This is a genomic window from Bosea vaviloviae, assembly GCF_001741865.1.
In the GTDB taxonomy this organism is placed as follows: Bacteria; Pseudomonadota; Alphaproteobacteria; order Rhizobiales; family Beijerinckiaceae; genus Allobosea; species Allobosea vaviloviae.
This window is the reverse complement of sequence record NZ_CP017148.1, coordinates 251,986-274,075: the sequence shown is the minus strand read 5'-3', so window position 1 is coordinate 274,075 and position 22,090 is coordinate 251,986. Positions and strand designations below refer to the sequence as shown.

17 protein-coding genes and 1 pseudogene are annotated in these 22,090 nt (G+C 61.6%); 12 read left to right on the top strand and 6 right to left on the bottom strand.

The annotated features are described in order from the left end of the window. Position 1: 1 nt before the first annotated feature. Entirely contained in the window at positions 2-1,666 is a 1,665-nt protein-coding gene (locus tag BHK69_RS30850; protein ID WP_069694366.1) for a TnsB C-terminal domain-containing protein, read from the bottom strand. Positions 1,667-1,805: 139 nt separating this feature from the next. Here BHK69_RS30850 and BHK69_RS30845 point away from each other — a divergent pair, with 139 nt between their 5' ends. Genes BHK69_RS30845 through BHK69_RS30835 form a run of 3 tightly spaced genes read left to right on the top strand, consistent with a single transcriptional unit; the run spans position 1,806 to position 3,667 of the window. Further along, positions 1,806-2,897, top strand: coding sequence for an RHE_PE00001 family protein (locus tag BHK69_RS30845; RefSeq protein ID WP_083269958.1), 1,092 nt, complete (start codon positions 1,806-1,808; stop codon positions 2,895-2,897). A 54-nt stretch (positions 2,898-2,951) separates the two neighbouring features. Beyond that, positions 2,952-3,329: a type II toxin-antitoxin system RelE/ParE family toxin gene (locus BHK69_RS30840; RefSeq protein ID WP_069694279.1), complete on the top strand. Its 378-nt coding sequence runs from the start codon at positions 2,952-2,954 to the stop codon at positions 3,327-3,329. After that, positions 3,326-3,667: a helix-turn-helix domain-containing protein gene (locus tag BHK69_RS30835; protein WP_069694278.1), complete on the top strand. Its 342-nt coding sequence runs from the start codon at positions 3,326-3,328 to the stop codon at positions 3,665-3,667. Before BHK69_RS30840 ends, BHK69_RS30835 begins: the two co-directional genes overlap by 4 nt. 134 nt (positions 3,668-3,801) lie before the next feature. On the opposite strand, the gene BHK69_RS30830 is transcribed toward BHK69_RS30835, so the two are convergent. Beyond that, entirely contained in the window at positions 3,802-4,503 is a 702-nt protein-coding gene (locus tag BHK69_RS30830) for an RES family NAD+ phosphorylase (protein ID WP_069694277.1), read from the bottom strand. Positions 4,504-4,508: 5 nt separating this feature from the next. Continuing rightward, positions 4,509-4,898 carry an antitoxin Xre/MbcA/ParS toxin-binding domain-containing protein gene (locus BHK69_RS30825; RefSeq protein ID WP_069694276.1) on the bottom strand — a complete coding sequence of 130 codons (390 nt, stop codon included), beginning with the start codon at positions 4,896-4,898 and terminating at the stop codon, positions 4,509-4,511. A gap of 157 nt (positions 4,899-5,055) precedes the next feature. Between BHK69_RS30825 and BHK69_RS30820 the strand changes: the two genes are divergently transcribed. The 4 genes from BHK69_RS30820 to BHK69_RS30805 are packed head-to-tail and all read left to right on the top strand — an operon-like array spanning position 5,056 to position 7,490. Further along, positions 5,056-5,763, top strand: coding sequence for a multiubiquitin domain-containing protein (locus BHK69_RS30820; RefSeq protein ID WP_069694275.1), 708 nt, complete (start codon positions 5,056-5,058; stop codon positions 5,761-5,763). Beyond that, positions 5,760-6,089 (top strand): hypothetical protein, encoded by a 330-nt coding sequence (locus BHK69_RS30815; RefSeq protein WP_069694274.1) that lies wholly within the window; start codon positions 5,760-5,762, stop codon positions 6,087-6,089. Before BHK69_RS30820 ends, BHK69_RS30815 begins: the two co-directional genes overlap by 4 nt. Next, the gene (locus tag BHK69_RS30810; RefSeq protein ID WP_069694273.1) at positions 6,086-6,604 is read left to right on the top strand and encodes a hypothetical protein; all 519 of its coding nucleotides are present in this window, start codon (positions 6,086-6,088) and stop codon (positions 6,602-6,604) included. Before BHK69_RS30815 ends, BHK69_RS30810 begins: the two co-directional genes overlap by 4 nt. Then, the gene (locus tag BHK69_RS30805) at positions 6,591-7,490 is read left to right on the top strand and encodes a HesA/MoeB/ThiF family protein (RefSeq protein ID WP_069694272.1); all 900 of its coding nucleotides are present in this window, start codon (positions 6,591-6,593) and stop codon (positions 7,488-7,490) included. Before BHK69_RS30810 ends, BHK69_RS30805 begins: the two co-directional genes overlap by 14 nt. Before the next feature lie 261 nt (positions 7,491-7,751). On the opposite strand, the gene BHK69_RS30800 is transcribed toward BHK69_RS30805, so the two are convergent. Both BHK69_RS30800 and BHK69_RS30795 read right to left on the bottom strand, forming a co-directional pair. Continuing rightward, complete coding sequence (locus BHK69_RS30800; protein WP_158516312.1) at positions 7,752-10,919, bottom strand: UvrD-helicase domain-containing protein; 3,168 nt, start codon at positions 10,917-10,919, stop codon at positions 7,752-7,754. Next, positions 10,916-13,582 carry a PD-(D/E)XK nuclease family protein gene (locus BHK69_RS30795; RefSeq protein ID WP_148663739.1) on the bottom strand — a complete coding sequence of 889 codons (2,667 nt, stop codon included), beginning with the start codon at positions 13,580-13,582 and terminating at the stop codon, positions 10,916-10,918. Before BHK69_RS30795 ends, BHK69_RS30800 begins: the two co-directional genes overlap by 4 nt. Before the next feature lie 148 nt (positions 13,583-13,730). Between BHK69_RS30795 and BHK69_RS30790 the strand changes: the two are divergent. Beyond that, a pseudogene (locus tag BHK69_RS30790) lies at positions 13,731-13,997 on the top strand (helicase-related protein); the annotation flags it as partial. 67 nt (positions 13,998-14,064) lie between these two features. Here the strand turns inward: BHK69_RS30790 and BHK69_RS32475 are convergent. After that, complete coding sequence (locus tag BHK69_RS32475; protein WP_148663738.1) at positions 14,065-14,493, bottom strand: hypothetical protein; 429 nt, start codon at positions 14,491-14,493, stop codon at positions 14,065-14,067. A gap of 565 nt (positions 14,494-15,058) precedes the next feature. On the opposite strand from BHK69_RS32475, the gene BHK69_RS30780 reads away from it, so the two are divergent. The 4 genes from BHK69_RS30780 to BHK69_RS30765 all read left to right on the top strand — a co-directional run bounded on the left by BHK69_RS30780 (position 15,059) and on the right by BHK69_RS30765 (position 22,032). After that, complete coding sequence (locus BHK69_RS30780) at positions 15,059-16,009, top strand: aminotransferase (RefSeq protein ID WP_069694268.1); 951 nt, start codon at positions 15,059-15,061, stop codon at positions 16,007-16,009. A gap of 3 nt (positions 16,010-16,012) precedes the next feature. Then, positions 16,013-19,639 carry a DEAD/DEAH box helicase gene (locus tag BHK69_RS30775; protein ID WP_069694267.1) on the top strand — a complete coding sequence of 1,209 codons (3,627 nt, stop codon included), beginning with the start codon at positions 16,013-16,015 and terminating at the stop codon, positions 19,637-19,639. Between the two features lie 459 nt (positions 19,640-20,098). Next, on the top strand, positions 20,099-21,175 hold the full coding sequence (locus BHK69_RS30770) for a type IV toxin-antitoxin system AbiEi family antitoxin (protein ID WP_069694266.1): 1,077 nt from the start codon (positions 20,099-20,101) through the stop codon (positions 21,173-21,175). Next, on the top strand, positions 21,163-22,032 hold the full coding sequence (locus BHK69_RS30765) for a nucleotidyl transferase AbiEii/AbiGii toxin family protein (RefSeq protein WP_083269956.1): 870 nt from the start codon (positions 21,163-21,165) through the stop codon (positions 22,030-22,032). The genes BHK69_RS30770 and BHK69_RS30765 overlap by 13 nt, the downstream gene beginning before the upstream one ends. The last annotated feature ends 58 nt before the right edge of the window (positions 22,033-22,090 follow it).

Genomic DNA, 22,090 nt, shown 5'->3' with positions numbered 1-22,090 from the left:
CTCACCAGTCCTCGACCGGCAGGCGGCGCTTCTGGCGGGCGGGATGCTCGGGTGGCGCGGGCGGCGATTCGCGCATGGCATCGTAGGGTTTGGCCGCTTCTGCCGCGAGTGTCCGGCGCACGGCGTTGCGCAACTCGCCCCTCGACGGTTTTGGCCCGCCGGCGATTTCTGCGATGCGTCGGGGGATTGCCACCTTCTCGACAGCCGTGCGGGCACCCGCGGCGCGCCGACGGAAGCGGTCGGCTTTGTGTTCCCACAACGTCATTGGCACAAGCGTTCCATCGCGTCGCTCGACCGCCCGAAACTCCCGCGTATCAGGATCGCGCACATAGACATGGCTGATGTCGCGAGGGTCGTATCGCACATCGAGCTTGCCCAGCCGATCTCGCTGCGGAACCAGGACACCTAGCCATGGAGAGTAGTACTCCAGTGCAAACATCCTCATCCCTTGCTGCGATAGACACCTTGCCTTTCCCGGAAGGAATGCCAGTAAAATGCGCGAAGGGTCATCATCGAAGCGTGGGAGATCCCGCGCCTGCCGCTCCCATTCGGCCGCTGGCACCTTCAATGTCTTCTCGTTCTGGTGAAGGTTGTGGTCAATGACGGTGAGCGCGATGCACTGTTCTAGATCGGCAAAGCTGAGACGAGCTCGCTGTTCTGCGGGATACTCATCGCGATCCGCCACCGATCGGCCTGTCGAGCCGGGCTGCGTGGCGAGAACGGCGTTGAGCTTTCCAAGCAGCCTCTCGACCACGCCGCCTTGATGGACGCGGCCTCGGTCCCGATAGCGGATGCGAATGCCATAGTCCTCGCATCCACGCTTGAAGGCATGCCCTTTAAACTCCTTGGCAGAATCTGTGACGAGCAGTCGCGGTCGGCCGAACATCGGCCACCTATGGTCAATGCCGCGCGCGGCCAACCATCCGTCTTTCGGACACATCGCCTGGGCGAGACAGAGCGCGACCGACAATGCTGACGGCTTCTCCAACGTGAGGCAGAAGCCCACGATGCAGCGGGTCGCTACGTCGATGAGAATCGTGAGAAATGCCCGACCGACAAAGGCCCCGCCGCCCTCGACGACCTCGACAAAATTGATGTCGGTCGGTGTGTGATCGATCTGGCAGACGTCAAGCGGTCGCGCCGCATGGATGTATCCCGGCCGCGGCTTGAGCCGGTTGAGATGCTTCGGGTTGGCGGATCTTTTCTTGGCGATCTCCTCAGGGCTGAACAGCACAAAAATGCGGCTGGCGATCGTGGGATAGGATGGCGGGGCCAAATTGGCTTCCTCGCATCGGGCGCGTATTTCGTCGACGACAGGTGCAAGCGGCGGCCCCTCCTGCACCAGCCACTGCTGTCGGAGAGTAGCCGCGATTATTGTCTCAACGGCCTCCTGAAGACGTTTCTTCCGGGTCCGGTCACCATCGCGCAGGAGCGACGTCACCGTCCGATCGATACGATACCGTGCCAACAGATTGTAGACTTGGCGGGTCGTCAGGCGCAGCTCCGCGGCCACACGCTCAATTGCCACCCGGCGCGGTCCCTGACCATCGATTATCTTGTCCAGTTCGCGGGCGACACGACGCGCCGTTAACCATGACTCATCAGTGTGTGAGCCGGCGGGCGCCGGTTTTCGAACATGCAATCGATTTGTCAATCGAGCGGACATTGAAATCCGTAACGATAAATCGAGGCCGTCTCTGCTGCTAAGCCCAAACAAAGCATAACTTTTCATCCATTGAAATCGTTAAGTTAAAGCGACAACCTCCGAGACCGCGGCGATCGCGCTCGCCCGTTTTGACGAGCGTTTGGCCCGCGCAAATCCCGTCCTGGCCGAAGGCGCGCGCCAGCGTGGCCACGCCTTTGAAGCCCAGGCGCTGATCGGGCTCACCGGCGGCCTGTGCCCGCTCGAGGATCTCGTCCTGCACGATGCCGGCATGGATGTGCGCAGTCCGACGCGCGAAATCGCCCGCGCCGCCGCCATGCTGGACGAGCGCCGGCGCCTGGCCCGGCGCGAGCCGGCCGAGATTTTGAGCCCAAGTGCCCTGCGACAGCGCCTCGGCATCGAAGGATTTTCGCAATCGGATCAGACGGACGGGGCGACGACCGCCTCGGGGACCGCGAAACAGGTCGCGCCATGGGACCGGATCGGACGGGACGACGACGAGGACCAGGCCGATGAGGATAGCCTGGACCTGGAGGATGAGGACGCACGCGATCATGCCGATCCGGCCTTCGCCGAAATCGACGCGCTTCTGGTGCGGACGCGAAAAAAGCTCGATGCCTGGAACGACCTGACCTCTGACGAAGGCCGCAAGAATCTGACCCTGCGCGATCCCGGCTATGACGCCGCCGGGCGGTTCGCGCGCTGGCACCAAATCCTGGAGGAGGGCAGGGGACTGCCGGCAACCCTCGCCGCCGCGCTTGCGCTCGATGCCTGGCTGTGGCTCGAGCCGTCGGAACGCGCGGGCGAGCTCGGCTTTGCCTTTGCCGCGACGCTGTTGCGGCAGCGGGGGTTGGCCGCGGCGCATTTGCCGGCGCTCGGGTTGGGGCTGAGGCGGGGGAAATTTAGGTGGAGCCCGCATTTGGCGCCCAGTGCCCGGATCACGGGGCTGCTTGGTGCCTTTGCCGAGGCGGCCGCGGTCGGCCAGGCCGATCTCGATCGGTTGACCTTGGCCCGGGCTGTGATGTTGCGGAGGTGTGAAAAGAGAAGGGGGAATTCGAAATTGGCGGAGCTGGTCGATCTGTTCATCACGTCGCCGCTGGTGACGGTGCAACTGGCCGCGGCGCGGCTGCAGGTCTCGCCCCAAGCGGTCGAGGCCATGCTGAGAGAACTCGGCGGCAGCCTGCCGCGCGAACTGACGGGCCGGAAGCGGTATCGCGCCTGGGGGATCATGTGACCAGGCAGATATATGCACTTGACGGCATAATGCCATTCAGGGCATATCAGCTCCATGGCTTGGGCTGTTCAATCGGTTGCTGAGTTCGAGCGCTGGTTCCTGACTCTCGAACGCGGCGTCCGGGTCGAGATCGCAGCCAAAATCAGCCTGTTGCAAGAGGTCGGGCCGACGCTCGGGCGGCCGCATGCCGATACGCTGAAGGGTTCGGTCTATCCGAACATGAAAGAGCTGCGGGTCCAGATCGGCGGCGACCCCTGGCGAATCTTCTTCGCCTTCGACCCAAGACGGTCAGCCATCTTGCTCGTCGGCGGCAACAAGGGCGGCGATAGCCGCTTCTACGAAGTCAATCTGCCGATCGCCGACGAGCGGTATCGCGACCATCTTGCGACGCTGATCGTGCCACCGCAATCGAAGAGAGGGCCGAAACGATGACCACCTCCTGGAACGAGACGCTGGCCAAACTCCCAGTCGCGGAGCAGGCCGCGATCGCAAAGCGTAGCCGCGAGGTGATGGCCGAGTATGTCGGCCTCAAGGAGCTCCGCAAGGCGCGCCGCCTGAGCCAGGCGGCCTTGGCCGCGAGACTGCATACCGATCAGGCCGGGGTCTCAAAACTTGAGAAGCGCGCCGACCTGCTGCTCAGCACGCTCAAGGGCTACGTCGAGGCCGCCGGCGGCAGCCTCGAGATCGTGGCACGGTTTCCGGACGGTCCGACCTTGCGCATCGACCGACTCGGAGATGTCGGGCGGCCAAAGAAGGCTGATGCAGCATAGAACGCGACTTCCCATCGAGGCCCTTTCGCGACGTCTGGAACATCCGCTTTCGGGCAGTCTGGTTGGCGCCGGCCGATGGCAAGAAGGGCCCATGGCTAACTCTGCCAGCTTTCGCTTTTCAGGGCTCCATAGTCCTAGGCCGCGGCCATCGTCACTGCGATGATCTCGCTGCGGTCAATGTCTCGGTCAGCTCCAAAATCATAAATGCGACCGATCCGGCGGCCATCCCATCGAAACCGGTAGTGGGCACCCTGAACACCCTTTTCGACCAGGGTGCCCACGTTGAAGACGCTGATGAACTCGTAACCAGGCAACTCCGTCATCCTGAAAAGAACACCATGCGTGCCGTCCTCATAGAGACGTTGCCCAAGCATTCGCCGGGTCGACAGAGGGGTGTCAGGAGACAGGCCACGCAAGTCGATAAAGCTTCCGACAACCCTGTTGGTGATCATCCTCAGGTCGACGCCGCAAACCGGCTCGTCGGTTTGAGAAAGAAATTCCTCACGGCGAAGAATAGCTTTGGCGAGTGCGCCATGCTCGTCTGTTGCGAGCTCCATGACCGAATAGGGAGGCGGCAGAAAACATGTGCCTTCTGGCATTGGGTAAGCGAATGGAGCATGGTTCCAGTGCTGTAGCCTGACAGAACTCGTATCTGCCGAAATGTCTCCTCCGGTGATACGTGACTTGGCGGCGAGGCGCGGGTTCGTCACTACCTCGAGCTCGGCAGCAAAAGCTTGCATGTCCCGAGATCCGAATTTCTCGTAGATATCGATCGTTGGGAACTTTGACGGGATCAACCGGCGATAGTGCCCGTCGATTTCGATCTGCGGGTACACCGAACTTATCCTCCGCGTTGGGCGTCGACGTACTGTCGCACCCTTATGATGTCGCTCAGGTTCCCAGTGAGCATGACGTCAAGGGCGGACGCTCCCTCGAAGTATCGATTTGGTCGGCGAATCCACCGCACGGCGGCCTCGGGTGAGTCGAGCAGGATCATAAGGGCCTTATAGATCGAGCCCAGATGTGAGATTCGCTCGAGCGTATCCGCAGAAACGTCGCCGCCATCCTTGCGCCAGCGAAAGTACGTCGAGCGAGCCGGCGCCCCGAGCAACTTGATCTGCTGATCGGTGCTCAAGTCCCAGATTTCCGCGAGTTTGAAGAAGAAGTCGAGGGAGGAGGGGTATGCCCCTTGGGGCTGCTCTGCGGCCTGTGTCCGTTTGCTCGTGTCCATAGGTCTCCTCGGATTGTGTCAAATCGGACTTGATTTGCAATTCAAGTCCGATTAGGTACTGTCTCATAACGGACTGGAACAAACTTATCTGTCCCTTTCGGGATTCCGTCAAGCCTTGGCGCGCCCATCCGACGCGCATGGAAATGGAGAGAACTTTATGGAAGCGGTTCTGATGAACACCGACGGAAACCGGAAGCAGGGCAACGGCACATTCGAAGTCCAGATCGGTGACAAGGATTTCGACTTTGTCACGGTCACGTTCGACGATGCCGAGGTTACCGGCGCCCAGGTTGCCATGTCCGTCGGCAAACACCCCGTCGAAAACTACGTGGTGTTGCGGCATCTTAACACGGGCGAGCTGGAAAGCCTCCGCCCCACTGAGACCTCCGAGCTCGATAAGAACAAAGTCAGTCGCTTCTTCGTCGTCGAGGGTGGCGATACGCATCGCTTTTTCGTCGACGGCCTGGCGATGGAGTGGCCCCGCAAGAAGCCCATCGTCTGGCAGATCAAGTTCCTCGCAGGCGCCGGCGACGAGCAGATGCTGACCCTGGAGCGTCGTGGCGTCGACTTGGTCTTCGACGATGACGACGAGGTCGATATCGGCGGTGGCGACGCCGAGCGCTTCAAGCTGCGCAAGCGGAAGAAGACGGTGACGGTGATCTACGGCGGCGACACCGAGTTCGAGCTCGAGCGTCGCGTCTACACTACCGAGGAGTTGATGACGGAGTTCGGCGTTCCCGCCGGCTACAAGCTGGACGTCATCGGTTCCGACGGCGTCTTCCGCGAGATGGCGCCGGGCGAGCGCCTCAAGGTCAGGGACGGCATGGAGTTCGCCTCCCATCCGCCGGTGGGTCAGTCGTCATGACCGCGCAGATCGAGCTTGCCGCCTTGCGGCGGATCAACCGTGTTGCCGAACTCTGGGACGAGGCGGGTCAACCTCTCGTCTTCCTGCCTGGCATGAAGATTCGACACAACGCAGGCACTGTGACGGTAGATGGCCTGCTCTGTCCCAGCAACCATTCCGGCTACACGACGCGGCTCTTCCTGTCACAGCCTTTTCCTAACCGCGGTCAGAACTGGACCGTGCATCACATCATGGGCCGCGCGTGGCACGCCATGTCCTTCAATAATGTGCCGTCGTCGCTGTCCTGGACTGAGATTCTCGCCAACCACTTGGGGCAGCTCAAATGAAGGTGGCGCTCAAGATCACCGGTTCTCTGCTCGACCAGATCCGGCGCGACCTGGCGAGGCCGCACCTCTTCGCCCACGAGCGCGTCGGTTTCCTTATGGCCGGCGCTGCTGCGGCGCCGGATGGCGTGATGCTGCTGGCTCGCGGCTACATGGCGGTCGCCGATGAGGACTACGAAGTCGCGTCCGGCATCGGTGCACAGATCGGCTCTAACGCCATGCGCAAAGCCGCGCAGGCGGCCTATCGACCGGCGTCGACCCTCTTGCATGTCCATACGCATGGCGGTCGCGGGGTTCCTCGTTTCAGCGGGGTGGACCTCAATAGCGGCAAGACGTTCGTGCCGGGCTTTTTTCAGTCCTGTCCGAAGATGCCGCATGGACTGCTGGTGCTGAGCAACGACGCGGCAACGGGCATTCTTTGGCTCAAGCCCGGCAGGCCTTCCGTCCCGATCGACCGATTCATTCGGGTCGACCAACCGATCGTCGAGCAGTGGAGTTCGAAATATGAACTGGCTTGATCGACAGAGCTTTCTGGGCGCGCACAGCGAACGGCGTCTAGCCGAGGTCACCGTCGGCCTAGTGGGAGTCGGCGGCGGCAACTCGCACGTCGCTCAGCAACTAGCGCATGTTGGCATCGGCAACTTCGTCCTGGTGGATGAGGACCGGATTTCGCTGACCAATCTCAATAGACTGATCGGAGGCACCTGGTGGTACGTCCTGAAGCGGACGGTCAAGGTCGAAATCATGAAACGGATGATCAAGGCGATCAATCCGAAGGCGCGGGTCGAGATCCATCGCGAGAAATGGCAGCTCGTGGGCGACACGCTCAAGCGCTGCAACGTCATCGTGGGGGGCCTCGACAACGTACGGGGCAAGGACGAACTCGATGCTTTCTGCAGACGCTTTCTTATCCCGTACATCGACCAGGGTATGGACGTGCATAAGCTGGAGGCTGGGCATGGTCATCTGGTCGCTGGCCAGGTCGTCCTTTCCCAGCCGGGTAGCCCATGCCTGCGCTGCATGGGGGTTGTCACTGACGAGGCATTGGCCGAAGAAGCCCGCAAGTATGGCGCTGCTGGCGGGCGTCCGCAGGTCGTGTGGTCAAACGGCGTGCTTGCGTCACTGGCCGTTGGGTTGGTCGTACAGATGGTCACGCCATGGAGTCGTCGGGCCAGGGCTGGCGCCTATCTCTCCTATGACGGTAATTCCGGCGTCGTTATCGAAGCCGAACGATTTCGGCGCATGGCATCCGCTCCCTGTCCGCACTACCCGCAGGCCGCGGTCGGCGACATGAGCTTCGATGTCCGCAAGCTCGCAGCGGGAGACACGAAAGCCGAGCACCCGCCGTCACGGTGGATGGGAGCGATTTCGGAACGAGTCCGCAAGTGGATGACCGGCAGCTAGAGATGCTCCGGCGAGCGGCGGCGCTGTCGGCGTTATCATGATTTTGTGGTCTGGTTGGCACCTAACGTCGTCAGTGAGATGCGGCTGATCGAGTGCCTTGGCCTACAGCCAGTTCTGTCGGTGCAATCTTGCCGGACTGGCGATCAGCGCTCCTCTCATCAGCGAGGATGATTGCAATGCCCAGCTTCAAGGTCGGAATGATCTCGACGCTCGCTGTCCTTGCGAATGCTGGGTCTTCGCGGCGACGCGCAATCCGAGGAATCACTCCGTTAGCTCAATGCGTGTCATTACCGCGGCGATCGGCTGATGGATCCAATACTCAATGCGCTTTCTGCCAGTGATCCGTTCGATCGCACGAGCGTACTGCGAGACCTGGCCCGCGAACTCGCGCAGCCGATCCTGGTCGATCGTCACCGAGCCGGGGAAGCTTTTGTGGTCGACGATAGCATAGCCGTCGCCCAGGTCGACCAGAAGGTCGAGGCGGCCTACCACGACCTGAAGGCCGTCTTCGGCATGAACCGGCCACTCCTTCAGTTTGGCTGCGCCGTCAAACCTGGTGTCGACGAAACTGCGCAGCCGATCCGAGATCTCGACGAGGTCTGCCGGCGCCACCTGCGGCACGGTCCAGCGGGCGAGGGTTGCGGCCGCACGTGATGTGCGCGTGGTCGTGCCCGTATTAGGATCGTCCGCAGCCAGGAAGCGGTGGATGGCCTCTCCGAGCAACTGTGGGTCGGGATCGCCCACCAGGGGTATGCGGTCGCCGAGCCTCTCGGTGGCCGCAACGACCACGTCCGCCTCTAGTAGGATTGCGTCGCTAGGTCGGATCCGGAGCGGCGGGTGGGCGATCGGCGCCGATGCAGGACGCATATATTCCTGTACTGGATCGCTGGTCGCCTCTGCCGGGTCCAATGCATCCGGGGACGACCGACTTGCGAATGCCTCTGCGCCCACGTTGATCGTCGTCCCGGCGTTCGAAATCAAGGGCGCGCCGCTGTCGGCTTGCAGCTCTTCGAGCCAGGTCTGCGATCCACCGGTAGTGGCGAGAGCCAGGTGGTCCCGGGCGCGCGTCAGCCCCACGTAGAGCAAGCGCGTACGCTCCAGGCGTTCTTCAGCGAGGGCCGCGATGCCTTCCGGACTTGCTGGCGCGGAAACGTCGAGGCCGACGTCCTTTTGCTGTTCGCCGTACGGCCAGGGCCAGAAGCGCAGGACCCGGGCGGCGAGGGGCGAACCCCAGTCCGGTGCCGCCTCGTCCTCGGCGATCATGCCAAAGGGTGAACCCTTCGCGGGCGCGTCGAGCTCGGTCAGAATCACAATCGGCCACTCGAGACCCTTGGCCGCGTGGTAGGTCATGATATTCACCGCATCGGGATGGCGGCTCTGTGGCTGTCGCGCGTTATCGCGCGAGGCGATCCACTCGCACGCCCCAGTTAGGGTCGCGGCCTGTCGCTCGGCATGCTGCTCGTCCTGATATGCCTCGACCATGCCTCGCAGCGCCTCTAGGTTCTGCAGGCGCTGTTCGGCGTTACCCCAGCCTAGCAACGTGGCGAAGACTGTCTCGGCGTGCAGGAGGGCGTCTAATATCTCCGCGGGCGTGAGTTGGTGTGCCCGGTCGCGGATCGCAGCCAGCGCGTCGGCGAACGGCACGCGGGCGATCAGGCCGGCCTTGGCGTCCTCGTCGAACACGGCGGCGAACCATTCGTCGGTCTCCGTCGCAAGGCGTGCCAGCTCGGCGAGCGCGAGCGTGTCGCTCGCGTCGGCAATCCACCTGAATGCGGCGAGCGCGAACTCAATCTCGGGCTGGAAGAGGAGCCCTGACCGCTCAACCGCGACGCGGATGCCGTGCTGGGACAGCGCGAAGGCCAGATCGCCCACCTGGGCATTGCCTCGACACAGCACGGCGATGTCACAGCCGCGCGCCTCTCGGGTGCCGCCGCCCTTCATCGCCACTGTCCACCCGGCCGGATCGGAAAGCAGGCCGGCGATGCGGCCTGCGAGTATCGCGGTTCGAGCTACCTTGTTCTTGCCCGACATGTCCCAAAAGGAGAGGCCCGGCTGTCCGTCCGGATCCTCGGTGCGTTCGCAGCCGTCGAACATGATCTCTTCCGCCGACATGCCAACCCTCAGCATGTTGGGGGCGATCGCTGCATTGACGAAGCCGGCTAGCTGGGGGCGAGCGCGGTACGAGCGGCGAAGGTAGCCCGTCATGCCGCCGGTCGCCGCCGTGATGGCCGCGGACGCGGCGCTGGTGAGAGCCGGATCGGCATCGCGGAACCCATAGATCGACTGCTTGGGGTCGCCGACCCACAGGTTCCGGCCAGCGATGCGCGACAGCGCGGTGAAGATCGCGATTTGGATGGGACTCGAATCTTGGAACTCGTCGACGAATACCGCCCCGATGAGTTCGCGCAGGCGTTCCGTGTTTGCTGGATTGCTGATGATGTCGAGGGCGAGCATTTCCTGATCAACGAAGTCGAGGAGGCCGCGAGCGCGCTTGTACTCCCCGTATGCGGTCATGCAACTGGCGGCACAGTCGAAGATGAGCTCGATGTACCGCTGGAGGTCAGACTTGAGGCCGGGATGCCTCGGATGGGCTGCAGCGGCCGCGACCACGTGGGTAAAGAGCGCTTCGTCCGCTTTCGTCGCGCCGAGCTTCGCGAGTCGAGCCCAGTCTGGCCACGAGATTCGATCGCCGCCGCGGAGCGTCCGCACGGCCTTGTCGACTGTCGGCACGTCCTTGTTGAGCGTTCCGGCCTTGAGCCCGCTCTTGTTTCGGTCAAGCTCCACGGTGCAGGCTTCCAACGCCGATGCCAACGCCGCGTCGAATGCTTCGGCGGCCTGGCCCGTAGCGGCGGGAAGGAGTCCTAGCAACCCAGCGGCCGAACGACCTGCGCAATGCGCGAGACGCTCAGGCGGGATGCCGTTCGAACGAGCGAGATCAACGGCGCGCCTGACGTCGTCCTGCCACCCCCGGACCGTTCGACCGTGCACGGAGTAGCTGCGGGCCTGGACACCGAAGCGCTCAGCGATCTCCGAGATAGCGGGTCCGAATTCCTCGATCACCGGACCTGCCGCGCGGCTGAACACGGACGCCTGCCGGTCCTCGGCGATGACCTCGGCCACTGGTGATCGCCCCAACTCGAAAGCGAACTCTGAGATCAGCGATCCACATACGGAGTTCACCGTGCCAATGCGCGCCGAAAGCATGGCCGCACTGAGGTCCGGTCGACCGGCCTCGATCAGCCTCGCCCTGATGCGGCCGACAAGTTCGGCCGCCGCCTTCTTAGTGAACGTGGTTGCGAGGATACGGTGCGGCGGCAGGCCTGCGCCAACCTCGGCCACGATCTCCTCGACCAGCCGGTACGTCTTGCCCGTACCGGCGCTCGCGATGGTCGTGTCGACCCGGTTCTGCATGGTGCTCGCTTCCGTCATGCCAGCCCCCTGACCCGGCACAACGTTGAGTAGTCGCATCGCTCGCAGTGCACGTCGCGATCGATTGTGAGTTCAGGTGGTAGATGGTCCCCGACGCCCTCGATGCCGGTGGCAAGAATCTGACCCGCCTCCGCCGATGTCCGCCATATCGACCAAGCGGCGACGATAGCTGCCCAAGTGTCGGGGAATGAACGATCCCCGTCGATGAGACGCCCGACGAGACCGCTGCCTTCGAGTGTTGCGAACTGCCTCTGGTTCAGCAGGAAGTAACCCGCCCTATACGGCTGTTCCCCGGAAAAGAGCGCACCGTAGGTGGCTAGCTGCACGGCCCGCCCTTTGGAGAGCTCTTCCATCCGGGCCTTCTCGCTGCGCGTCCATTTGAGGTCGATGATGACCGCATTCCCCGATCTGTCGCGGGCAACTAGGTCGATGGCGCCACGCAGGGCGAGAAGCGGTTCGAATGTCCCACTGACCTGCTGCTCGGTCGACTCCACCGTGAGATGGTTGTCGGAGAGGCAGCGTGCCAGGCTTGCCATCGCACCGGGCAGCCGGCGGCGTGCGAAGTTTAGCTCCTCGGCGAATTCGGGATGCCGCAGCGGCGCAGCGAGCTGATCGATCCGACCTTCTAGCAGGTCCGTCGCGCTTTGCGCGGCCATGTCGGGCTCAGGGGGCGTGCCCGGTGTGAACACCTCGCGCGCGATGGCGTGCGCCAGGTTTCCCAACAGTTGGTTAGCATCGGGGATCGACCGGACGCGACCCGGTCTCAGCCGGGCGACGTGCCGGAGCGCCCACATGAGCTGGCACGACAGAAGGTTCTCGAGCGACGTGGCCGACTCGGTGATCTGCGCGAGCCTCGGCGAGAAACCCGCCGGAGTCTCCCACGAAAAGCGTGCCGTGGGCAGCGACCGCGGTGCGATGGCCTGCCGCTCAATCGTCGTCCCCGCGATCGTGAGCGCGGGTGTGCTGAGCGCAGCCTCCAGCCCGATCCGTGTGCCGACAACGTCCAGCGCCGGCTTCAGCCGGTGCGCAAGCGGATGGAGGCTGTCGTCGGCTTCGCAGTCTAGCCCACCTGCGACCAGCAGAACCTTCCCGCGCGCGTTCAGGATCACGCGCTCCCAGGCGGCGCTAGCTGCGCGCGCGCACACCGTCACCTCGTCTGCGGGGCAGTCGGCTGCCGCCAGCTCCCTCCGCTCTCCATCGGACCATGGCGACCGGGCTGTGCCCTCACGTGTCGTGCCGAAGTTCCACCAGACGACGGAAGTCGTGGGCGCCCAGACCGAACCAGGATGAGGCACGCTTCGCCAGCTCGCGGCTTCAGCCCGCGAGCTGGGGTTCGACTGCCCGAGATCGAGCGCCTGATCGATTACGCGTTCCACCAGCAGCCGCGGAAGCCGGTCACGCCCAATAGCCGCGATTGCTGTCCTCACTTCGCCGGCGAGGGTGGACGTCGCCGCGTAGAGGAGGTCGCTGGTCACGGCGTATCGACGCGCAGCCCACGTTGTGACGCGATCGCATATCTGCAGCGACTGTTCGAGGGGCATGCCCACGATCGGGTTGGCCGTTTCCTGCTCCGCCCATTCCCGCCAGCGAGCCAATCGTGGACCGACCGCTGCAAGCTCGTCCGCATCGTTTCCAGCTCGCTCGCGCTCCTTCTCGGTGATCCTCGCCCATGCCTGCTCCCATTCCGGCCCGCCTCGGCCGGGAGCTTTCTCCAGAGCGGAGGCGAGATGCCATGCCGCGCGGGGCGCCACCGGCGAGTTTGGAAATACCAGGAGCTCCATGAGTGCGTGAGGATCGAAGGGAGCCCACGCGCTTTTGAAGGCGAGCAACAGCAGTTGGAGCGAACCTCGGTGGATAGATGAGCGGCTACGACCAGCCCGTGGCTGTCCGAACCCGCTAAGCCCGTGGTCGAGGAGGTCGGTGTCACCATCCTGCGCAACGAGTGCGATCCCACCGGCGGTCTGCCCCGCGAACCACTGCCCGACGATTTCGGCCGCGAGCGGTTCGCTCACCGAGGACACCACCGTCACGGTTCCGTCCGAACCCTCCAACGCCTCGGGAGCACCGAGCATCCACCTCTGAAGCTTGCCGAGGGATGTTTCGGGAGGGGCCGCAGGCCGAATTTCGATTGTCTCCAGCGCGCTGCCGAGATCCCGAAGACCAACGACGAGACGGCGGATCGGGGAAGGGTGCAAATCTATCGAATCTATGAGCCGGATGCGTTCGATAGGCGGCGCGTTGGTCTCCTCAAACTCTTTCAACACCGCGGCGATGCGGTCGGACAGCCCGGGCGGCAGTTGGCTCGCGGCGCGGCATGCGACCGCAAGGTCAGCAAGCCGAGGCTCGTGCCAGGGCAGATCTTGCCGCCATCCGAGCCCAATCAGCTCGTCGCGCCAGGCGAGTAGCGTGCGGGCTGTGGACCACGGGTCCATTCCGAGCGATCCCGACCAGAAGAACTCGCCCTCGAGACCTTCCAGTGTTGACTGAAATGACGCGATACGCACGACCTGCGGCTTGCGCGGGCCGCCAATACCGAGTGACACCTCAAGGAGGTCGACGAGCCCTGCCGGACCGACGACCGGCTGGCCCATCGAACCGCCCGCGCCGCCGCCGTGGTCGGGGCTAGCGCCACCGTCAGCCCAAAGTCCGAAAACGATGTTCATAGCCCCCCCCCTGATCAGGATGTCAGGGTCCGAGGGGTAATTCAACCTGAGGATGTATGACTTCTCCCATGTCGCGATCGCCGCGCCCTCAGAGTCGGATATGCGGGCTTCAACGCTCCCCAAATCGTCGCCATCGGTAAACGCAAGGATCGCCGACCATCTGTTCGCGACGCTGCAGGGGCAGAACAACCTGGTCTTTGCCCCCGCTCGCAATCTCGTCGAGACGCTCGCGGACGGCCTGCGATCACGCTCCGAAGATGCCGGCCTGCCCAACGAGTTCTTTCCCCATCACGGAAGCCTGTCGAAGGATCTGCGGGAGCCTCTGGAAATCCGCCTCAAGGACGAACATTTGCCAACGACGGCGGTCTGCACATCGACGCTGGAGCTCGGCATCGATATCGGCTCGATCGCGTCATGGACGAGCGATGAGCGAGGGTAGGAGCATGACAGTCTGATCGATCTATCGAGCCGTCACACATAGATTATTCGGTCAGATGGATGCGTAACTCGACCTCGGTCAAGCAGGGCAGGAACACTCTTATGGTTACGGGCTCGAGCGCGCTCTTCGGAAAAAAGTTGAACTCTGCCAGAATTGGCAGCGCGTCGAGACGACGGAAGTAGATCGGCCGGCCGCTGTCAATTTCAAGTTCCGTCGCCAGCCCGAAATGCAGCACGGTCGGGTCATCCAGAGTCACCGCATGGACGAGTGCGCCGATCGCGAGGGGTTCGATGTTTCGCACGAAGAGAGGAAGCCAACCGTCCCGCTCGTACTCTGAGCGACGGTTCCTCAGCTTCGGTTGGCCCTCGGTATTGAAAGGGGAGTATTTTTTCGACGCGTCGGTGCATGGATGCTTCGTCCACGGCGGGCCGAACTGTTCGAAATAAGCTCCTCCGCCACTGCGCGGTGCCACGAAGAAAACGCGGGCGTAGCAATGGGGACAACTCGCGTTCGGCCCGGAAGCTCGCCGTCGAGCGACTGTCGGGCTCCATCGCCTCCATTGTGGCACACGACCGGAAGCCAAGCGGCCGCCTTTGAAGCCGCACTGGCAGTTGAGAGGATGGTTGTGGCCATTGCAAGCCATGGCGGCTTTCTCTGCCGGAAGTGCAACGTGAGACTTATCTGCGAGAGCGTCGCAGCTTTTTGGATCGCGTCATCCCAGCGTTCGAGATGCGCCTACAGAATGCTACGCCGGCCTATAATTTGCCTGGAATGTGTCGACTGTCTGTACGTCCGCAAGCCTCTCCGTGGGATTCGGGGCGGGATCATCGCCTTAAAAATCGGGCTGTGGCTCCGGCTATCGCCTCGTGCTCACGACAATGCCGCGTTCAGGCCGAATCTACCTTCGCCCGCCGTCCGGATTTCCCGAGCCATCTCTGTAACCGGGCCCCTAATCGCGGCAGATCAAATTTGGCTTGCACGAACCTCCATTTCGGTGCCGGGTGTATAATAATTGCGTTGGGAGCATCTTAACAACAATGCACGACTGCGACCCGCCGTCCAAGGCGCTGGACCGATGGCTAACGTCTTATCCAACGGTCAAAGGTACCTATGGTCATCTTCTTCTTGAAGAAAATGACGTCAGAGATCCGAACCTCGCCTCCGCTCTTGCTCCATATTTTGAGTCAGCCCATCGCGACGCCCGCGAGCATTTTGCAGAACAGATTGGGATAGATCTGCATCCTGATGCAGACGAGGACGACGACGCGGCAATGCTATATCCGGGTTGTCTGCCAACGACCGCGAAGCGCGGCCTTTTTGGCGAGGTCATAGCGGGACTTGTCACTGAACAATACGAATTTATTGGCAATCACAAATGGTCGATCCCGGTTTTTCTGTTTCGCTATCATGCCGACGTGGAGAAGTATCTGTTCGATCTTGCCCGTGATGAGACGCGAGCCAGAACTGTCTTTGGGCGTTTCGGTTCTGATTTTCTGGGCATTTCTCTGGGCGACGACGGTGCAGTTGTCCGACTAATCGTGGGAGAAGCGAAATGGCGCGAAACGCTAAATCCGAGCACTATCGACAATCTGATGCTCGGCGAGTGGAAAGTGCGAAGGTCAACTGGAGAGAGACTCCGCAAGGGTGGCGTCTGGTTTGAAATCAACCGCGATCTTCCCGTTCCCCATGGGGTGCGCCAGCTTCAGCGCCTTCTCTCTGAACGCGACCGGGATGGTCATGCAACGGCAATTGTTTCTCTCGACAGGGCATTGGTATTGCGCAACCCAGTGCCCATTCCGCGGACGAACCTGGTTGTGATTGTCGGTGATGGTGCTGCGGCCAGGGAGGCTCGGACGGCTTTGATCGGGTGGGAAGAAACGCCCGCAGAATACACGTCGCCCAATGACCTTCAGGTCGTTGAGTTGATCCTAAACGGCGGTGCTGCGTTGATCGACGAAATTTATGGCCTCCTCTGGGCAGAGGATTGATCGGTGGCCGAACGAGACGAAGAGCGACTCGGCATAGCCAACGAGGTGCGGCTCGAGATTGGCATCGAAAATGCGCTCTCCACCAGGCAGGCACGCTCATTTGTACGCTGTCTCCAGACGGCTTGGCAGGTCCCCGTGAACCAATGGGGTAATCAGGAATCCCGCCTGGAGCTTGCCGACGCCCGACGGTTACTGCATGTCGCTGAAATCTATCGACAAATAGAAGGCAGCGCTTCCGCCGGGGCAATAGAATGCTACCGGCGGGCTGGCGAGCTTCTCGAATGGCTCGCCCGGTCGAATGACAGAACCCGGACTGTGGCGCCTATCGGGCTTTTTGCCGCTGCCGCCTATCAGCTTGGGGGTCTTCCCGCGATGGCGAACGGCCTGCTTGCACAAACAGAGGCCGAGGATGAGGGAACCCGCCTCTATGGTAGCTTCTTGCGCGCTGACTTTGATGACGTCCTGGCTATCGCGGCCTCATTCTGGCAGCGAAATTTCGAACTAACAGACCGCGAGGCGCCTCGAAGACTGCTCGAAGACGAAGGGGAAGGGGAAGGGCGGATCACCTGGTATTTCACTGTCGAACTCGTTCGAACTCTTGGCCTTATTGCCAATGCATTGCGGCGAGGACAGACCGAGCGTCTCGCCCGTGCGATCCAGAAGCTTGACGCGTTGGAAAAAATGTCTACGCGAACCTTCAGCGAGGACACGTCGCTACTGATAACGCTCATGCGCGCGGTCGCCCAGAGCTACGCCGAGGCGTCAATTTACCTGCCGGTCAGTGAGCTCGCCGCGCTTAATCCCGCAACGGCACCGCGACTGGCTCGCTTTGCTCGCGGGCAGTATAGCCGTCGACGCGGAATACTGTGGTCGTCGCAGCGTGCCGGCCTCTCCCGGCTATTAAGCGATTCATCTTTCGCGCTGTGTACGCCAACAGGCTCCGGCAAGACGCTTGTCGCCAACCTTGCGCTCGTAAAAGAGCTCCTTATTCCAACGGGCCTCGCCTCCTCGCCGCTCGCCCTCTACATTGTGCCATCAAGGGCTTTGGCGGGAGAAGTGGAAGCGAAGCTTAAGAGCGAACTTGGTGATGACATGATCATCACAGGTCTCTATGGCGGCACCGACTGGGGAATTACCGACTACTGGCTGGAGGCTGAAACCCCCACCGTCCTCGTTGCGACGGTCGAAAAAGCGGAGGCCCTGATGAGATATGTCGGGCCGCTTTTGGTCGCGCGGCTGCGACTTTTGATCATCGACGAGGCCCATCAAGTCGTTGCCGAAAACGATGCCCGGACGAAAGCAGACCTCGCGGAGCATAGCAATCGCGCGATTCGACTCGAGAGCTTCGTTTCCCGGCTATTGGCACGGGCTCCCGATATTGTTCGTATCGCCCTTACCGCTGTTGCCGGCGGCGCGGCTCTTCCGGTGGCCAAATGGATCGAAAAAAGGAACGATGCCACCGCAATCGGCACACGCTATCGCAGCACGCGTCAGCTGATTGGCGTTCTAGAGACGACCCCGAATGCCTCGGATCGGATATTGCTCGATGTGATGAACGGAAAACCCCTGTTCGTCCGTGGACGAGATGAACCCGTCTATTTGCCTCTGCGCACGCCGGTCATGCCCGAACTCCCCAGGCTGATGCGACAAAGCCTCTACCGCTTCAATCAAACCAGTGTTCTGTGGACCGCCTTGCATCTATTGGACAGGGACCGTCGCTTCCTGATCTCCGTTATGCAGGAGCCAGAGCTGACCATGCGTTGGTATGTCGAGGCATTCCAACTTCCCGAGTGGGCGAATATTCCCGCCTTCACGCCACCCGAAGGTCGAGCTGGCGAGCTTTTTCAGGAGGCGCGCGCGGCAGCCGCCGACTATTGCGGTGCCGAATCCTACGAGGTCGCATTGCTAGACAAAGGTATCGCGACAAGCCACGGGCAGATGCCGCAGCGCCTTAGGCGGTTGATGGTCGAGCTGATCGATAAGCGCATTTGTCCTATTACCGTCGCGACGGCTACGCTGACGGAAGGGGTCAACCTTCCATTCGATATTATTTTTCTGACCTCTCTGAAGAGGCGGTCTTTCGACCCCGTGACAAATCAACCAGTCGTGGCACCACTTCCAACCGCAGAATTTCGTAACTTGGCAGGCCGGGCTGGCAGGCCCGGCGCCTCTAGCGGGATGGAAGGCATGACCCTCATTGCCATCCCCCAGTTTAATTCCAGTAAGACGGCATCGGAGCAACAGTTACAGAGACGGCAACGGCGGGAACTGCAAGACGACTATGATGCCCTGTTGGTCAATGTCTTGCGGGACGAGCAAGAAGCAGCGGCTGTGCAAAGTCCTCTTGCTCTGTTATTGACCGCAATCGCCGAGCGGGCTGCGGCGATTGGGATCGACGAGGACGAATTTCTCGATTGGCTCGACGCGATAACCCCAGACACCATAAGCTCCAACGCCGGCGTCGCGGCGTCTACGTCGCGGGCCCGATTGGCGGACAGCGTGGATGAGCTCGACGGCTTTCTCCTGACAGCGCTGGAAGAACTTGGCCATGGGGGCGTAGACGATATGGATGGACCAGAGGCCGAGGCATATTTGATCGCCCTATGGCAGCGGACTTTCACCAGCGTTGCCGCTGTCCAGGAAGCCTGGATGGAGGATGCCTTTATACGTCGAGGCCGGGCAATTATCGAGACCATCTATCCAGACCCCGATGAACGCGAGCGCCTATATCAATATGGTTTCACGCCTTATGTAGGCCGCCGTTTCGAGGTGATAGCCGGCCGAATTAGGCAGCTTTTGGCCGATGCTACCGAATACGGCGCCGCCGCCGCCGCCGATCGTCTGCAAGTTTTCGAAGAGATAGGGCAACTCATTGCTAACGATCGTGGATACGGCTTCAGGGTCCGTCAGACTCAAACAGACCTGCGCCTGCTGGCAGGCTGGACGGACGTCCTCGCGTGGTGGCTGCAAGGCCCCGCCGCCCCGGCGCCCGATCCTGTCGCCCTTCGTAGCTGGCAGCGATTTGTTGCCGACAACCTCGAATTCCGTCTCGGGACTGCCATCGGCGCCGTTGTCGCTCAAGCATGGTCAAGTGGTGCGGACGACTCTACCGCTGTTCCCTCGCTTGAAGCCTGGCGAGCAACAACCGGCCTACCTTGGTTTGCCTTTTGGGTCCGCGAGTTGCTCCGCTGGGGTACGCTAGATCCATTCGTCGCGTTTGCGCTGGCACAGGGTTTAGCTAAAACCCGTGACGCAGCGGTCGCCCGACGGGTTGAGTTTGATGAGTGGCTGGAAGTTGCAGGCTACGGCGTCGACTCTGAAAACAAGATTGATCCGCAGCTATTCTTGGAATGGCAAAATAGTATTCAGCGCGACGAAAACGACCTCTTTGACGAAGAGCCAGAAGCAGCCACGCTGGTCGGAACTGACGGGAGGAACAGGCGCTACTCAGTCATCCCTGTCCACTCAGATGACGCAATCAATTGGTTGGATCCGGCTGGTTTTGTCCTCGCGAGAACGGAAGGAAGAGACGAAGGCCTGTCCGCCGGTTCCAGCCGCGACGATTTTGAGCTTCTTGTTCGTCCCAAGAAAGTGGCGGTCGTCTCCCGTATCTTCGCCTCGCCGCAGTGACGTCTGAATTTAACACATCGTATTGGGGTCAGAGCGAGAGTTGCTTGGAATCGCACGCTAAGAGCTGGCAGCCCGGGCGATCTGAAGCGTTCGGGCGCCGGTGCTCAGACGCCCAAGTGTAGACGCTCAACTTGATATCTAGCCGGCCCGGGCATCGACCTGCTTTACTCGCAGAATGAGGAGCCTCGATTCACCTCGACCAACGGGCGCGGGTCGAGAGCGGCACCCTGAACGCGCAAAGAGCGGAGCGGGAGTAAGCCTGCCGCCGTCGCATCGTGAAGCTGCTCCACGCCGTTTTTAGGTTATGATCGATGTGGCCCGAGCATCTAGTTTCCGAGCTGGATTCCCCAATGCTGCTCAATCAACTTTCGTCATTTTTCGGCTTTCAGCATTTGCTGAAAATGGACAAACCAATGAAATCGATTTGACATATTTCACTGCGCGGCGCATTTTCAGCAGATGCTGAAGGCCAACGTAAAAGTGAAAAATCTCGAGAATGAGGCAGCCGAGACCATCGGCGCGTTGCTGCGTAGTGTCCCGTTCGTCCAGACGGCAAAGGTCGAACTGAGGCCGCCTGGCTCGAGCTTCGATATCCTCGCAGAATTTAGCTTGGAGGGGGTCCGCCGTCTCCTCGCTTGCGAAGTCAAATCCGTCGGTCAGCCGCGCCATGTGCGTGCAGCGCTTCTTCAACTTCGGAAGGCGGCTGAGAAGTTTGATCCGCCAGCGATGCCGATCTTCATCGCGCCGTACCTGTCTCAGGAAGCGCAGGCGCTTTGCCGCGAGTTCGATGTGGGATACCTCGACTTCGTGGGAAACGCACGGATCACCTTCGATACCGTCTTCATTGAACGGCAGGTCGATACCAAGCCGTCTGCCGTTCAGCGAAACCTGAAATCGATCTTCAAGCCAAAATCCGCGCAGGTGTTGCGGGTACTCCTCCGCGATCCTGATCGCGCATGGCGTGTCGCGGATCTCTCGCAAGCTTCCGACGTGAGCCTCGGCCATGTCAGCAACGTCCGCAGCGAGCTGGTGGATCGTGAATGGGCCGAGGTCACGGATGACGGCCTGCGACTGTCGCAGCCCGCGGCGCTGCTGGACGCCTGGCGTGACGCCTACGAATCGCCGGCCAGCGAACGCATCAGCTTTTACACGACGCTCCACGGCAAATCCCTGGAGGACTCCGCGCGCGGTGCCCTAAGCGCCCAGCGGGAAACACCAAACGCCGTGTTCGCGTCGTTTTCGGCGGCGCATTGGTTGGCGCCATACGGTCGGGTGCCCACTACATATTTCTACGCGGATTCGGCTGGACTTGTGACCCTGCGGGAGGCTCTGAAACTGTCGCCCGCCACATCAGGGGCGAACGTTGTGGTCATGGTGCCGAAGGACCACGGCCTATTCAACGATACCACCGAACCTGCCCCGGGGGTGGTCTGCACGAGCCCCGTCCAGACCTATCTCGACCTAGCTGTCGCCGGAGAACGCGGAGCGGAAGCTGCGGAGCATCTAAGACAGGAACTGCTATCATGGCAAAAATAGTCCCGCCCGAACCTCAGTCCGCAGCCGATTACGAGGACCGGACCACAAAAGCCGTGAAGGGTGTCCTGGTCGAAATCGGGCAGATCCTCGGCAGCTTCAAGGGCAAGTTCGCCGTGATCGGTGGCGCGGTTCCCTGGTTGCTTCTTGATAACGAAGACATGCCTCACGTCGGAACGCTCGACGTCGATCTCGGCCTGGATGCCGAAGCTCTGGGTGACGGTGAGTATGTAACCTTGGTCGAGGCCCTCATGGGCCAAGGCTACAAGCAGCGTGAGGAGCTGCGGCGCTTCCAGCTCGTCCGGGAGGTACCGATTGATGATGGAGGCGCCCCCATCGACATTGTAGTCGATTTCCTCATGCCACGTGATGCGGAAATCGTAAAAAACCGTCCGCCGATCCTGAGTGATTTCGCCGTGCAACGGGCCGATGGCGCGGATCTCGCGCTACGCTTTTATCAACTGGTTGCGATCACCGGCGATATGCCGGATGGCGGCACCAATCGCGTCGAGATTGCTGTCTGCTCGATCCCAGCATTGCTCGCCATGAAAGGCCACGCCCTCAACGGCCGGCATAAGCAGAAAGATTCCTACGACATCTACTACAGTATTCGAAACTATCCTGATGGGATCGAAGCCTTGGCCGAGGCTTGCAGACCCTTGCTCGAACATGAGAGCGGCGCTCAAGGCTATCAATACATCGCGGAAAAGTTCGACGCACTTGAAGGCTATGGCGCGACGAGCGTTCGCAAGTTCGTTGCCGAGACGGACATTCTCGATGGCCGCACGCCGGAACAATGGCAGCAGGACGCGTTCGGCCAGATCGATGCATGGCTGCGGGCGCTCGGCCTGCGAGGATGACGCGGCAGCGATGCGCGTCTCCGCCGGATAGCAATCGACGATTGGGGGGTATGTGGGA

Coding starts and splice junctions, on each gene's coding strand:
- BHK69_RS30765 (WP_083269956.1), top strand. CDS start 21,163: ATGGCAAAAATAGTCCCGCCCGAACCTCAGTCCGCAGCCGATTACGAG.
- BHK69_RS30850 (WP_069694366.1), bottom strand. CDS start 1,666: ATGTCCGCTCGATTGACAAATCGATTGCATGTTCGAAAACCGGCGCCC.
- BHK69_RS30825 (WP_069694276.1), bottom strand. CDS start 4,898: ATGGACACGAGCAAACGGACACAGGCCGCAGAGCAGCCCCAAGGGGCA.
- BHK69_RS30770 (WP_069694266.1), top strand. CDS start 20,099: ATGCTGAAGGCCAACGTAAAAGTGAAAAATCTCGAGAATGAGGCAGCC.
- BHK69_RS30835 (WP_069694278.1), top strand. CDS start 3,326: ATGACCACCTCCTGGAACGAGACGCTGGCCAAACTCCCAGTCGCGGAG.
- BHK69_RS30810 (WP_069694273.1), top strand. CDS start 6,086: ATGAAGGTGGCGCTCAAGATCACCGGTTCTCTGCTCGACCAGATCCGG.
- BHK69_RS30820 (WP_069694275.1), top strand. CDS start 5,056: ATGGAAGCGGTTCTGATGAACACCGACGGAAACCGGAAGCAGGGCAAC.
- BHK69_RS30795 (WP_148663739.1), bottom strand. CDS start 13,582: ATGAACATCGTTTTCGGACTTTGGGCTGACGGTGGCGCTAGCCCCGAC.
- BHK69_RS30800 (WP_158516312.1), bottom strand. CDS start 10,919: ATGACGGAAGCGAGCACCATGCAGAACCGGGTCGACACGACCATCGCG.
- BHK69_RS30780 (WP_069694268.1), top strand. CDS start 15,059: ATGCACGACTGCGACCCGCCGTCCAAGGCGCTGGACCGATGGCTAACG.
- BHK69_RS30805 (WP_069694272.1), top strand. CDS start 6,591: ATGAACTGGCTTGATCGACAGAGCTTTCTGGGCGCGCACAGCGAACGG.
- BHK69_RS30840 (WP_069694279.1), top strand. CDS start 2,952: ATGGCTTGGGCTGTTCAATCGGTTGCTGAGTTCGAGCGCTGGTTCCTG.
- BHK69_RS30815 (WP_069694274.1), top strand. CDS start 5,760: ATGACCGCGCAGATCGAGCTTGCCGCCTTGCGGCGGATCAACCGTGTT.